This window comes from Paraburkholderia kururiensis (assembly GCF_034424375.1).
GTDB lineage: Bacteria > Pseudomonadota > Gammaproteobacteria > Burkholderiales > Burkholderiaceae > Paraburkholderia > Paraburkholderia kururiensis_A.
Window position 1 is genome coordinate 6372329 of the sequence record NZ_CP139965.1, and the last position, 13201, is coordinate 6385529.

Below are 13201 nucleotides of genomic sequence, written 5' to 3' on the forward strand. Positions count from 1 at the left end.
CTGCACGCTCACGCGTCGAGCCCATCCACCTCGTCGTGCCCCTGGCGGCCCGCGAAGAGGTCGTCCACGAAGCGCTGCCCCGCGGTGAAGCCGGCCATCAACGCCGTGCTGGCGCTGTCGAAGGGGCGGTCGTTATCGTCGGACAAGTTCCATGCAGGAAACGCGCGGGACGACATTTCGTGGCGCACGCACACGATAGCGAGATAGCCCGTTCGGACCAGCACCGTGCCGCCGACGATGGCGTCCGGCAAGCTGTCCGCCTCGACGGTAATTTCATAGCCCCGATATTGATAGACGCGCTGCATTTCTTCCTCCCATGCAGCACAGTGTAGGTCGCCAGAAAGCGCATGGCGAAAAGAATTGCGGCGCTCGCGACTCGAGCTTCAATGCATGCGCGGGTGAATCGGCGGCCGGTAATTCGCGGCGAATCGCTTTACCGGCATCACGCGAATACCCGGCATGGATTCATCGATTTCAAAGAAAAGCGCGGTGGGGAAATCGCGTCCGGTATATCGCGCGCAAGCCATGATCCGCGTAAATGGCAGTCGCCCATGCCATATCGAATTCCCAAGCGCCATTTCCGCGCCGATGAAAATGGCAGCCGCCACGTTTTCAGGTCGCGGCAAGCGGAATCGCAGAACGGCTTGCCGATGCACTGCCGCGCCATCCACCACCACTGCTCCCGCTCACATCGGCCCCTGACAATAGAGGCAGACAAATGGCGTCTTTTCTCGCCGGCGCCTTGTCGCATTTAACCTCTCCCTTAAAGCGTTTAACCGAATTGTCATATAGGGACCTCATCCCAGATTCTGAGCAAATTCGACGCCATTCCCGCCGCCTGCCATCGTACTTTTACAGCTTTCGCCCTGCGGCTTATTCAATGTTTCCCATGTCTTTCTCGAATCTTTCATAAAGCGACCGTATCTTGCTCGCTTTCTTGACAACGACCCGGGAATCACACCATGCCCGTGCACCGCACGCCACGCTTCTTTTCGCCTCACGCTTTCGCACTCGCTGTCGCCGTCTCGTTTCTCGTCGCTGCCTGCGGCGGGAGCGGCGTAAGCGACAACGCGCCGCCCGCCACCGTCGCGAAGGTGCCGTCGCCGCCGGCCGACCCGGGCTTCGTGGACAGCGCGCCGGTGCAGGCCAACGTGCTCGCCTTCGTCGACAACGCCGCCACCAACCAGCGCGGCGACGCGCGCTACGCCACGATGAGCACGAACGCCGGCGTGCGCGTGCTGAACGGCTTCCGCTCGCTCTGGCAACCGCTCACGGATCTGGTGGATGCCGGCGTGACGGCGCCCGCCGTCGGCAGCTTCCCCGCCATCACGGCCTCCACGTGGACGGGCCTGCCGAACGACGGCACGCCGAACGGCACCGCACTCAATCCCACGGTGCTCAACGCGAACATCCAGTACGTGGTGGGCGCCACCACGCAGCGCACCGCGGCCCAAGCCTCGGCCGCCTACTTCGACGACCGCCGCGGCAAGGGCTACAGCGTCACGGACGGCATGGGTCCGCTCACCACCGCGTGGCGCACGGCAGCGCAACAGACCACGAGCATCACCACGATTCCCGCCGACGCCACCACGACGCTCTACAACGACAGCGGCAACAACACGGGCGTGGGCGGCAGCGCGAACGCGCAGTTCGGCGCCGTGGTGGACCTCGTCAACGCAATGGGCACGAACGGTTCCACGGAACCCGCGAAGCGCTTCTACAAGTACGAGCGGCCGTACCGCTGGAGTTCGAGTGTCGTCGTCGTGCCCGCGCTCGTGCCGGCGGAAAGCACCACGCCCGCAACAGATGGCGGCTTCCCGAGCGGCCACGCTGCGGAAGCCATGCGCGACGCGCTCGCCATGGCCTACGTGGTGCCCGAGCGCTACCAGGAAATGCTGAGCCGCGGGCTCGAGCTGGGCGAGAACCGCATCTTCGCGGGCATGCATTCGCCGCTCGACGTGATGGGCGGACGCATACTCGCCGAAGCCGTGGTGGCGGCGAATCTCTCCGATCCGACCAACGCCACGCTCAAGCAGACGGCCGTCTCGCTCGCGCATGCCACGCTCTACGCGGCCACCGGCACGACCGCGGCCACCTTCCCCGCGTTCGCGGAGTCGGGCACGACGGCCACGGACCGCTTCGCCGACTACGCCACCAACAAGGCCAACTATCTGCGCCGCCTGACCTACGGCTTCACGCCCATCGCCGCGACCACTTCGGCGCCCGTCGTGCCGAAGGGCGCCGAAGTGCTGCTGGAAACGCGCCTGCCCTACCTCAGCGCCGACCAGCGCCGCGTGGTGCTGAAAACGACCGAACTCGCTTCGGGCTACCCGCTCCTCGACGACGCCGAAGGCTGGGGCCGCCTCAACCTCTTCGCCGCGGCCGACGGATACGGCCAGTTCTCCGGCAACGTCAGCGTGACGATGGACGCAAGCCAGGGCGGCTTCAACGCAGCCGACACCTGGCGCAACGACATCGGCGGCAGCGGCAAGCTCACTTTCGCGGGCACGGGCACGCTGACGCTGGCGGGCACGAACAGCTATAGCGGCGGCACCGAAGTCCAGGGCGGCACGCTCGCGGCCGCGTCGCCGCAGGCCTTCGGCGCCGGCGACGTCTACGCGAGCGGCGGCACCGTGGTCATCCGGACGGGCACGCGCATGAGCATCAACGGGCAGTACACGCAGTTGAAGAACGCCACGCTCGAACTGGATCGCGGCGCGGGCGACACGGGCCGGCTCGCCGTGGCGGGGCTCACCACCTTCGTGGGCGGCACGTTGCACGTGAAGTTCGCGGCGGGTGCCGCGCCGAAGGTGGGCGACATCGTTCCGCTGATCGACAGCGCGCAGTTGCAGGGGCGCTTCGATTCGGTCGTGGTGGACGGCTTCAAGGTGACGCCGCTCTACAACTCGGGCGGCGTGTCGGTGCGCATCGACGGTTGAGGCGCGGCACGGATGACGTCGTCGGCAGCGTCGATGTGTCGTCACGCTGCCGATAGGCGATAACCGTTAGCCGCTGGCGGCGACCGGCCTCGCGCCCGCCGCCGCGCGAATCACCCTTCACGCCGTAGCCTCTTCGAGGCGGCCCGATAGCCGGGGCCGCCTCGCCTTCCTCTTCCTCTCCCTTCCCCCTTTCCTCCGTCAAGCCCCGCCGTAAAGGGTTATCCCGAATGTCGTCGTGGGTACAAATTTGTATGATGACCACATCACCCGATCACCTGAGCACCATGTTCGAAACCATTTCGTCGCCCGCCATGAGCGAGCGCGTCGCCCAGCAACTGCTCGCGCAGATCGACGCCGGCAGCTTCAACAGCACCGGCAAGCTGCCCACGGAAGCCGTGCTCGCGCGCGAATTCGGCGTGAGCCGCACGGTAATCCGCGAGGCCGTTTCGCGGCTCAAAAGCGAAGGCGTGGTCGAGCCGCGCCAGGGCAGCGGCGTCTATATCGCGCGGCACGCAGCCATCCGGCCGCTGCGCATCGATTACGCGGAAGCCGTGGAGTCGTCGGGGTCGCTCGCGCATCTGCTCGCCGTGCGCCGCGCCATCGAAGCCGAGGTGGCCGCCGAGGCGGCCCTCCACTGCACCGCCGCGGGCATGGACGAGATCGACGCCGCCCTGCATCGCATCGAAGAAGCCGTGGCCGAAGGCCGCGACGGCGTGGCCGAAGATATGGCGTTTCATCGCGCCATCGCGGTCGTGACGGGCAACCCGTATTTCCTCAAGACGCTCTCGTTTCTGAACCAATACCTCGAAGCGGGCATGAAGGTGACGCGCGGCAACGAAGCCACGCGCGAGGACTTTTCGCGGCAGGTCCGCGAAGAGCACGCGGCCATCGTGGACGCGATTCGCTCGCGCGACCCCATGGCCGCGCGCAACGCCGCACGCACCCATCTGTACAACGCAGCGCGCCGCCTCGCGGAAGCCGGCATCAGCTGAGCGCACGAAACCCGCCCAATCCGGCGGCGACGACGCGCCGCCCTCACTCTTGCGAATCGATCGGGATCTGCCATGTCACGAAATGTTGGAGTCATCGGTCTGGGTGCGATGGGCCTGGGCGTTGCCCGCTCGCTTTTGCGCGCCGGTTTTCGCGTGCACGCCTGCGACGTGCGCACCCACGTGCTCGAAGCGTTCGCCGCTGAAGGCGGTGTGGCCTGCGCCACGCCGGCCGAGCTGGGCGCGCAATGCGACGCGGTGGTCACGCTCGTGGTGAACGCGGCGCAGACCGAAACGGTGCTGTTCGGCGGGCACGGCGCCGTGCCCGCCATGAAACCGGGCAGCGTCGTGATTGCGAGCGCCACGGTCGCGCCGGACTTCGCCGTGGCGCTGGGCGCACGCATCGAAGCCGCCGGTCTGCTGATGCTCGACGCGCCCGTCTCCGGCGGCGCCGCGCGCGCGGCATCGGGCGAGATGACGATGATGACCTCGGGCCCGGCCGCCGCCTACGCGGCCTGCGAAGACGTGCTCGCCGCCATCGCGGGCAAGGTCTACCGGCTGGGCGACGCGCACGGCGCCGGCTCGAAGGTGAAGATCATCAACCAGCTGCTCGCGGGCGTGCACATCGCGGCCGCGGCCGAGGCCATGGCGCTCGGCCTGCGCGAAGGCGTGGACCCCGACGCGCTCTACGACGTCATCACGCACAGCGCCGGCAATTCGTGGATGTTCGAGAACCGCGTGCCGCACATCCTGAACGGCGACTACACGCCGCTTTCCGCCGTGGACATCTTCGTGAAGGACCTGGGCCTCGTGCTCGATACGGCACGCCGCACGAAATTCCCGCTGCCGCTCTCGGCCACCGCGCACCAGATGTTCATGAGCACATCGAGCGCGGGCCACGGCGGCGAAGACGACGCCGCGGTCATCAAGACCTTCCCCGGCATCACGCTGCCGGGTGCCCGTTGATCTGCAACCGCAGGGCCTGATCGCAGCGCCCCAAGTGTCGTGAAGGCCGGCAAAGAGCGTATTTCATGAACACCCTCATGAACACCGATAACCAGACTACTTCCCGTCCCCTGCTCGGCTGCATCGCCGACGATTTCACGGGCGCCACCGACCTCGCCAACATGCTCGTGAAGAGCGGCATGCGCACGGTGCAGACCATCGGCGTGCCGGAGTCCGGCGCAAACGAAAAGGCAAACGGCGCGCAGATGGTCGCCGCCGACGCCATCGTGGTCGCGCTGAAGTCGCGCACCGTTGCCGCCGCGGACGCCGTCGCGCAGTCGCTCGCCGCGCTCGCGTGGCTGCGTGCCCAGGGCTGCCGCCAGTTCTTCTTCAAATACTGCTCCACGTTCGATTCCACGGACGCCGGCAACATCGGCCCCGTGGCGGATGCGCTGCTCGATGCACTGAGCGATGCCTCGAGCGACGAATCAAGCGGCGGCTTCACGATTGCCTGCCCCGCGTTCCCCGAAAACGGACGCACGGTGTATCGCGGCCATCTCTTCGTGGGCGACGCGCTGCTCAACGAGTCGGGCATGGAGCACCATCCGCTCACGCCGATGAAAGACGCCAACCTCGTGCGCGTGCTGCAACGGCAGACGGCATCGAAGGTGGGGCTCGTTCGCTACGACGCCATTGCGCTGGGTGCCGCGGCCGTGCGCGCGTCGATCGACCAGCTGCGCGCCGAAGGCGTGCGCCTCGCGATTGCGGATGCGCTCACGGACCGCGATCTCTACGTGCTCGGCGAAGCGTGCGCGGACCTGCCGCTCGTGACCGGCGGTTCGGGCGTGGCGCTCGGCCTGCCCGCCAACTTCCGCCGCGCCGGGCTCTTGCCCGAACGCGACGACGCAGACGCATTGCCGCGCGTCGAAGGCCACGCCGCGGTGCTGGCCGGCAGCGCGTCGAAGGCGACCAATGCCCAGGTGGCCGCGTGGCGCGCGCATCGTCCCGCGTTTCGCATCGACCCGCTCGCGGCTTCGCGCGGCGAGCCTGTCGTCGACGAGGCGCTTGAGTTCGCGCGCCGTCATCTGCCCGAGCCCGTGCTGATCTACGCCACCGCCACGCCCGACGAAGTGAAGGCCGTGCAGCAGGCGCTCGGCGTGGAGGCCGCGGGCCATCTCGTGGAAAGCACGCTCGCCGCCATCGCGCAGGGCCTGCGCGCAGCCGGCGTGACGAAGTTCGTCGTGGCGGGCGGCGAGACGTCGGGCGCGGTCGTGCAGGCACTCGGCGTGAAGTCGTTGCAGATCGGCGCGCAGATCGACCCCGGCGTGCCGGCCACCGCGACCATCGGCGCACGGCCGCTGGGCCTTGCGCTGAAGTCGGGCAACTTCGGCGCCGTGGACTTCTTCGAGAAGGCGCTGCGCGAACTGCAAGGAGCCCGCTGATGAGCGCCGAAGCGAAACTGCGCGAAGAAATCTGCACGGCGGGCGCAAGCCTCTATGCACGCGGCCACGCGGTGGGCAGCGCCGGCAACATCAGCGCGCGCCTCGCGGACGGCTGGCTCATCACGCCGACGGACGCGTGCCTCGGCCGCCTCGACCCCGCGCAGATCGCGAAGGTGGACGCGAACGGCGTGGCCGTGTCGGGCGGCAAGCCGTCGAAGACCTTGACCCTGCATCGCGGCATCTATGCGCGCAACGCGGGGGCGAACGGCGTCGTGCACACGCATTCCACGCATCTGGTCGCGCTCACGCTGGCGGGCGTGTGGCGCGAGACCGACGTGGTGCCGCCCATCACGCCGTACTACGTCATGAAAGTGGGACACGTGCCGCTCATTCGCTATCGCCGCCCCGGCGACCCCGCCGTCGCCGCCGAGGTGGCGGCACTCGCGGACCGCGTGCGCGGCGTGCTGCTCGAACGCCTTGGCCCCGTGATGTGGGGCGAGTCCGTTTCGCAGGCCTCGTATGCGCTCGAAGAACTGGAAGAAACGGCGCGGCTCTGGCTCATGACGCAACCGAAGCCCGAGCCGCTTCCCGAAGCGGCCATCGACGAACTGCGCGCCACCTTCGGCGCGCGCTGGTAGCCGTTTTTTTCCCCATGTGCGCTCTGCGACGTGCGGCGTCGCGGGACGGTATGAACGCCGCCTTCGCGAACCCCGATCCGACCGGCGCCGTCGCCGTATGGCTCACGCCGGCGCAGCGGGTCAACCGTTAATCCATGCGGGCACGTCGTGAGCGTGCCCTTTGTCACTTCGCCACTCTTCCACTTTCATCCTTCAGGACTCGCCGCCATGCCTCGCTTCGCTGCCAACCTTTCGATGATGTACAACGAGCACGCGTTCCTCGACCGCTTCGCCGCTGCCGCGCGCGACGGCTTCAAGGCCGTCGAGTATCTGTTCCCGTACGACTTCGAAGTCGGGACGCTGCGCGCGCAGCTCGACGAACACGGTCTCGCGCAGGCGCTCTTCAACGCGCCGCCCGGCGACTGGGCCGCGGGCGAACGCGGCATCGCCGCGTTGCCGGGCCGCGAAGACGAGTTCAAACGCAGCATCGATACGGCGTTGCGCTACGCAGGCGTGCTCGGCAACACGAAGCTGCACGTCATGGCCGGGCTCGTGGCCGCCGGCGAGGACCGCGCGCGCTATCGCGCCGCCTACGTCGCGAACCTCGCCTATGCCGCGCAGGCGGCCGCCGCGCACGGCATCACGGTGCTGATGGAGCCCATCAACACGCGCGACATGCCGGGCTACTTCCTCAACCGCCAGGACGACGCGCACGCCATTCGCGCCGAAGTGGGCGCGCCCAATCTCAAGGTGCAGTTCGACTGCTACCACTGCCAGATCGTGGAAGGCGACCTCGCGATGAAGCTCAAGCGCGACTTCGCGGGCATCGGCCACATCCAGATTGCGGGCGTGCCGGAGCGCCACGAGCCCGACATCGGCGAACTCCACTACCCGTACCTGTTCGATCTGATCGACGCGCTCGGCTACGACGGCTGGATTGGCTGCGAGTACCGGCCGAAGGCGGGCACGTCCGACGGACTCGGTTGGCTCAAGCCTTATCTGTGACGCGAGGGTCCGGTCTTCGCATACGGAATTCATCACGCTTGCCGTTTCAGCCATTCCAACGAGGCACATGACATGAAGGTACTGATCACCGGCGGCGCGGGCTTTCTCGGCCAGCGCCTCGCACGCAGGCTGCTCGAACGCGGCGAACTCGCGGGTCCGAACGGCCGCGCCGAAAAGATCTCGACGCTCGTGCTGCTCGACGTGGCCGCGGCGCCCGATTTCGGCGACGCGCGCGTGAAGGCGATGGTGGGCGACATCGCCGATCGCGCGGTGCTGGAACAGGCTATCGACACCGACACGACCGCCGTGTTCCACCTCGCCGCCATCGTGAGCGGCCAGGCGGAAGCGGACTTCGATCTCGGCATGCGCATCAACCTGGACGCGTCGCGCACGCTGCTCGAAGTGTGCCGCGCGCGCGGGCACCGTCCGCGCGTGGTGTTCACGAGTTCGGTTGCGGTCTACGGCGGCACGTTACCGGACGTGGTGGAGGACGATACGGCCCTGAACCCGCAGTCGTCGTACGGCACGCAGAAGGCGATTGCGGAACTGCTGCTCAACGACTACACGCGCCGCGGTTTCGTGGACGGCCGCGTGCTGCGCCTGCCCACCATCAGCGTGCGGCCGGGACGGCCGAACGCGGCGGCGTCGTCGTTTGCGAGCGGCATCATCCGCGAACCGCTGAACGGCGAGACGAGCGTGTGCCCTGTGCCGCGCAGCACGCGCCTGTGGCTGCTTTCGCCGCGCCGCGCCATCGAAGCGCTCGTGGCCGGCTGCGAACTCGATGCCGCCGTGCTCGACGCATTGCCGGGCAACCGGCGCGTCATCAATCTGCCCGGCATCTCCGTCAGCGTGGACGAGATGATCGCGGCGCTGCGCGAAGTGGCCGGCGACGAAGCGGTGAAGCACATCCGCCATGAACCGGACGACCGCATCGTGAAGATCGTGGGCAGCTGGCCGGGGCGCTGGGACACGTCGCGGGCCGAACGGCTGGGACTGCGCGGCGATGCGTCCTTCGTCGACGTGATTCGCGCGTACGTGGAGGATGAGCGCAAGTGAGGGCGCCGCGCGTTGTCCACTCGCGTTGGCCACTCGCATTGTCCACTCACAGTGAACTGACTTTAAAACCTGCGCCGACTTCCGCCGCACGGGTCCCGGTCCTAGACTCGACTTCACCTGCTTCACCTGCATCAACGACCGGGACCCATCATGAAGAAGATTCTGCTTGCCGTTCTCGCCACGCTGGGCGCCTCTGCCGCATTTGCGTCGCCATCGGCCTCGGCCTCAACCTCGACCTCGGCCTCGGGTTCAGCCAACCCTGCACGCGCCGCCAATGCCGGCGCGCCGCGCTACCCCACCACGTACCACACCGTGAAGGTGGACGGCCTCGACATCTTCTATCGCGAGGCCGGCCCGAGCAACGCGCCCACTATCCTGCTGCTGCACGGCTTTCCGTCGTCGTCGCGCATGTTCGAGCCGCTCTTTGCGCGCCTTGCCGACCGCTACCATCTGATCGCGCCGGACTACCCCGGCTTCGGCCATAGCGACGCGCCCGCGCCGCAGGACTTCGCCTACACGTTCGACCATCTGGCGGCCGTCACGAACGACTTCCTCGACACGCTGGGTGTGCGGCGTTACGCGATGTACGTGCAGGACTACGGTGGCCCGGTAGGCTTTCGCCTTGCGCTTGCACATCCCGAGCGCCTGACCGCGCTCATCGTGCAGAACGCCGTGGCGCACGAAGACGGCCTCGGGCCGCTGTGGGAAAAACGCCGCGCCTTCTGGGCAGACCGCGCGGCCAACGAGGCCGCCTTGCAGAACACGTTCTTCTCGTTCGAAACGACGAAGCAGCGCCACGTGGGCACGAGCCCGCACCCCGAACGCTACGACCCGGACCTGTGGACCGACGAATACGCGTTTCTCACGCGCCCCGGCCAGAAGGCAATCCAGACCGACCTTTTCTACGATTACCGGACCAACGTGGCGTCGTATCCCGCGTGGCAGGCGTGGCTCAGGAAGACGCAGCCGCCCACGCTCGTGGTGTGGGGACGCTACGATCCGTCGTTCCAGGCGGCCGAGGCCGAGGCGTACCGGCGCGATCTGCCCCACGCGGACATTCACGTGATCGACGCCGGTCATTTCGCGCTGGACGAACGCGCGGACGAAGTGGCCGCGCTGATCGGCCGCTTCATGCAACGTCTGCCGAAAAGCTGAAGAAGGCTGCCGCGCGCGGCCGGTGCGTACAATACGAGCTCTCCGATTCCCGAAAAGAGCCCTCGTATGGCAATGAAGAAAACCGACCTTGAAAAGAACAAGGCGCTCAAGCTGACTCATTCGATGAAACAGGCGCACTCCGAGCGCTTCGGCAAAGGTGCCGCCGAAGCGCCCGTAAGCCGCAAGGAGCAGCGCAAGCTCGACCAGGCGAAGGGGCTCGTGCCCTTCGCGTGCAAGCTGGACAGCGAACTCGTGGAGGCGCTCAAGGCACGCGCAGCTGCGCACCCCGAAGGCATGAACGGCCTCGTCGACGAACTGCTGCGGCGCGGGCTTGCGACGGGCGATCAGGCTCAGTCGGAGTAAAGGAAAAAGCGGAAAAACGCGGCGAAAACGCGAGAAAAACGCAGCGGCGGGGGCGACATGCCTTGCGCTCGCCGTCCCCACTGCGCGCCGCGTTCGCTTCACGCGAACCCCTATTCCGGGTCGCCGCCGATGCGCTCGAACCGGATCATCTGTTCCCCTCTCGTGCCGTTCAATGCTTCGCGGTACACCGTGCCGCAATACACCACGCGATAACCGTCGCGCGCGCGCACTTCCGGCAGGTTGCCCCCGGGCCGGCTGTCCACGCCGCCCAGCCCCGCTGCGGGCGTGGGAACGTTGTTGTCGAGCGTCGCGTTCGACGTGATGACGTTGTCGTGCCAGACCGACGCGTCGCGCTTCGCTTCGAGCGACTTGCCGTCGGTGTCCACGGTGTTGTCGGTGGCGTCCATGCCCGCGCTGTCCACGGAAACGATGCGGCTGTTCGCACGCTGCACGGGGTCTTCGGTATCGCGCGTCACGTTGTCCACGTCGATGGGCGGCAAGGTCGACTTGTCGTTGCTCGACGTCGCCTCGGCGGAGCCGGCGTGCTTCGTCTGCCCGAACTCCTTCGCCTGCGTGGCGGCATCGGGGGAATTCCCGGCCGCGGGCGTTTTGGCCGGACTCTTCGCGGCCATCTCTTTTTGCTGCTTCTGGGTAGGATTGGCTTCGGCGTTCTGCATATTCACCTCACGGTACTTGAATCGTCGTCGGTACGTTGTCGTGAGTGGCGCGCATGCCGCGTGCCCGGCCCGGCGTGACGGGCTGCAAAGCATTACGGCAGCAGGCCGAATACCGCCACGCCGTTGGTCGTGCCGACATACACGTGCCCGTGCGCGATCATCGGCGTGATGAACTTGTTGCCGGCGCCGAACGTGTCGCGCGAGCCGGCCTGGTTGCTGTTGTACAGCTCGACGCCCAGATTGCCGGCGTCGAACGCGTGCAGCGCGGCCACGCTGCCGTTCTCGGCAGCCCAGACGATGGCGTTGCCCGATCCGTTCGCGGAGATGCTGGGTGTCGCGCCCGGATACTGGAACGTGCCCGCGCTTTGCGAGGCCGGCGTGCCGGAAAGACGCGCGGCGGTAATCGGAAACGCCTTCAGGTGGTCGCCCAGCGCGCCGATATAGACCGTGTTGCCGTAAAACGCCGGCATGCCGAACACGCCGGCCGCGAGTTGCCCGTCTATCTCCTGCCAGATCAGGTTGGCGGAGCTGTTGAACTTGCCCATCGCGTCGCGATTCACGACGTAGATCTTCGCGTCCTTGCCTATGCCCACTGCAAGATGGCGCACGGCGCCGCTTGCGTCCGCGAGATCGGGCAGCACCAGCGCGCCGCCCGAGCCCAGGTCCTGGTCTTGCGACGAAAGCGCCACTGTGTCGAAGGTCGCAAAGTAGTCCGCGACCGCGAGACCCGGCGCGGTCGCGAGTTTCAGGAACGTGTTGCCATAGTCGCCGCTCGACGGAAAACCCTGCGCATTCAGCGTGGAATCGAACGTGCCGTTCGCGTCGAGCAGATAGAGCGAGGTGCCGTCCGAAGCCATGCCCGCGCCGCTCATCCACACCGACCCTTCGCTGCCGTTCGGCGTGAGGTTGAGCACGCTGGTCTGCGCGAGCGTGTCGGCGCTGTATGCCATCACCCAGCCGCCGTAGACGCCCTGATCGCAATGCGAGGTCCACCCCAGATACACGTTGCCGCCGACGAGCGCGAGCGCCTGGCGTTCCGCGTATTGCTGCGGATCGAACACCGTCACGCCGTTGTTGCTGTTCGCACCCGTGCCGGGATAGGTCGCGGCGATCGTCGTCGGGCCGCCCAGCGCTTCTGCGCCCGTCGTGAGATCGAGCGCATGCAGGCGCTGATGAACGGCGCCGCTCGCGTCCTTGCTCATCGCCACGGCATAGAGCACGCCGTTCGCGCCGCGCGTGCGATCGATCACGGGCGTCGCGGTAATGCCTATTTCAGGCGTGATCTGCTGGCAATTGCGGTTGTCGCTCGTGGTCTCGCCGGAGCCCAGCAGCGAGCGCTGCCAGAGCGGCGTGTTGGTGTCCGCGTCGAAGGCGTAGACGCTTGCGTGCTCCGTCGCCACATAGACCACGTTGTGCGGCTTGCCACCAATCGAGAGGCTGCTCACGTAGAGCGGCTGCGCGTCCACCTTGCCGTCCACGGAGAGAAACGCGACCTTGCCGAAATGCGTGGGATTGACGTTGGCCGGCGTGAGCGTGGTTTCGGCCAGGTACTGGCCCGTGCGCGCGGCGTCGTTGTGATACATGAGCACGTCCGTGGGCGACGACACCGTGGTGTTGGCCGGCGCGGACGGCGCGGGCGTGGCTGCGCTGCCCGATCCGCCGCCGTTGCCACCACCCCCGCCGCATGACGCGCAGAAGGCGGCGACGAGGCATGCCACGGTCGCGAAGAACGTGCTGCGGCGCGCGGTAGCACGGGCCGGTGCAGATGGGCGATGGATCGGGCATGGCATGGGCGTCTCCCGCGCGGCCGGCAAGCCGCGAAGACTGCGTGTCTTGCCGATGCAGCGTCCGCCGCCACACTTCGGCACGGGGAATGAGCAATTGGCGTACCGGGCGCTGTCTTAAAGCCTTTTTGCTTAAAGCCTTTTTGCTTAAAGCCCTTTTTTCTTAAAGTCCCCTTTTTCAGGGCCTCTTTTGCTGCTTGCCCATGAGCAGGAGAGGCCGCACAGCGGT

13 protein-coding genes are annotated in these 13201 nt (G+C 67.2%); 9 read left to right on the top strand and 4 right to left on the bottom strand.

Features of this window, described 5'->3' with window-relative positions:
- Window positions 1-8 precede the first annotated feature (8 nt).
- Both U0042_RS28470 and U0042_RS28475 read right to left on the bottom strand, forming a co-directional pair.
- Window positions 9-305 carry a hypothetical protein gene (locus tag U0042_RS28470; RefSeq protein ID WP_114814808.1) on the bottom strand — a complete coding sequence of 99 codons (297 nt, stop codon included), beginning with the start codon at window positions 303-305 and terminating at the stop codon, window positions 9-11.
- 78 nt (window positions 306-383) lie between these two features.
- Entirely contained in the window at window positions 384-677 is a 294-nt protein-coding gene (locus tag U0042_RS28475; protein WP_157977909.1) for a hypothetical protein, read from the bottom strand.
- A 285-nt stretch (window positions 678-962) separates the two neighbouring features.
- Between U0042_RS28475 and U0042_RS28480 the strand changes: the two genes are divergently transcribed.
- The 9 genes from U0042_RS28480 (at window position 963) to U0042_RS28520 (ending at window position 10511) form a co-directional block, all read left to right on the top strand.
- On the top strand, window positions 963-2939 hold the full coding sequence (locus U0042_RS28480) for an acid phosphatase (RefSeq protein WP_114814809.1): 1977 nt from the start codon (window positions 963-965) through the stop codon (window positions 2937-2939).
- Window positions 2940-3223: 284 nt separating this feature from the next.
- A complete protein-coding gene (locus tag U0042_RS28485) occupies window positions 3224-3931 on the top strand; it encodes a FadR/GntR family transcriptional regulator (RefSeq protein ID WP_114814810.1) in 708 nt (235 codons plus the stop codon).
- 72 nt (window positions 3932-4003) lie between these two features.
- Window positions 4004-4894 (top strand): L-threonate dehydrogenase, encoded by an 891-nt coding sequence (ltnD, locus tag U0042_RS28490; protein ID WP_114814811.1) that lies wholly within the window; start codon window positions 4004-4006, stop codon window positions 4892-4894.
- A 65-nt stretch (window positions 4895-4959) separates the two neighbouring features.
- Complete coding sequence (otnK, locus tag U0042_RS28495; protein WP_419150478.1) at window positions 4960-6315, top strand: 3-oxo-tetronate kinase; 1356 nt, start codon at window positions 4960-4962, stop codon at window positions 6313-6315.
- Complete coding sequence (locus U0042_RS28500; protein ID WP_114814813.1) at window positions 6315-6953, top strand: aldolase; 639 nt, start codon at window positions 6315-6317, stop codon at window positions 6951-6953. Before otnK ends, U0042_RS28500 begins: the two co-directional genes overlap by 1 nt.
- 207 nt (window positions 6954-7160) lie before the next feature.
- The gene (gene otnI, locus U0042_RS28505) at window positions 7161-7937 is read left to right on the top strand and encodes a 2-oxo-tetronate isomerase (RefSeq protein ID WP_114814814.1); all 777 of its coding nucleotides are present in this window, start codon (window positions 7161-7163) and stop codon (window positions 7935-7937) included.
- A 72-nt stretch (window positions 7938-8009) separates the two neighbouring features.
- Window positions 8010-8993 carry a D-erythronate dehydrogenase gene (denD, locus tag U0042_RS28510; protein ID WP_114814815.1) on the top strand — a complete coding sequence of 328 codons (984 nt, stop codon included), beginning with the start codon at window positions 8010-8012 and terminating at the stop codon, window positions 8991-8993.
- 150 nt (window positions 8994-9143) lie between these two features.
- Window positions 9144-10148, top strand: coding sequence for an alpha/beta fold hydrolase (locus U0042_RS28515; protein ID WP_114814816.1), 1005 nt, complete (start codon window positions 9144-9146; stop codon window positions 10146-10148).
- 66 nt (window positions 10149-10214) lie between these two features.
- Window positions 10215-10511 (top strand): hypothetical protein, encoded by a 297-nt coding sequence (locus tag U0042_RS28520; protein WP_114814817.1) that lies wholly within the window; start codon window positions 10215-10217, stop codon window positions 10509-10511.
- 110 nt (window positions 10512-10621) lie between these two features.
- Here the strand turns inward: U0042_RS28520 and U0042_RS28525 are convergent, their stop codons facing one another.
- Together U0042_RS28525 and U0042_RS28530 are read right to left on the bottom strand one after the other, a co-directional pair.
- Entirely contained in the window at window positions 10622-11188 is a 567-nt protein-coding gene (locus U0042_RS28525) for a DUF3005 domain-containing protein (protein ID WP_114814818.1), read from the bottom strand.
- A gap of 92 nt (window positions 11189-11280) precedes the next feature.
- On the bottom strand, window positions 11281-12978 hold the full coding sequence (locus U0042_RS28530) for a pyrrolo-quinoline quinone (protein WP_232833588.1): 1698 nt from the start codon (window positions 12976-12978) through the stop codon (window positions 11281-11283).
- Between the last annotated feature and the right edge of the window lie 223 nt (window positions 12979-13201).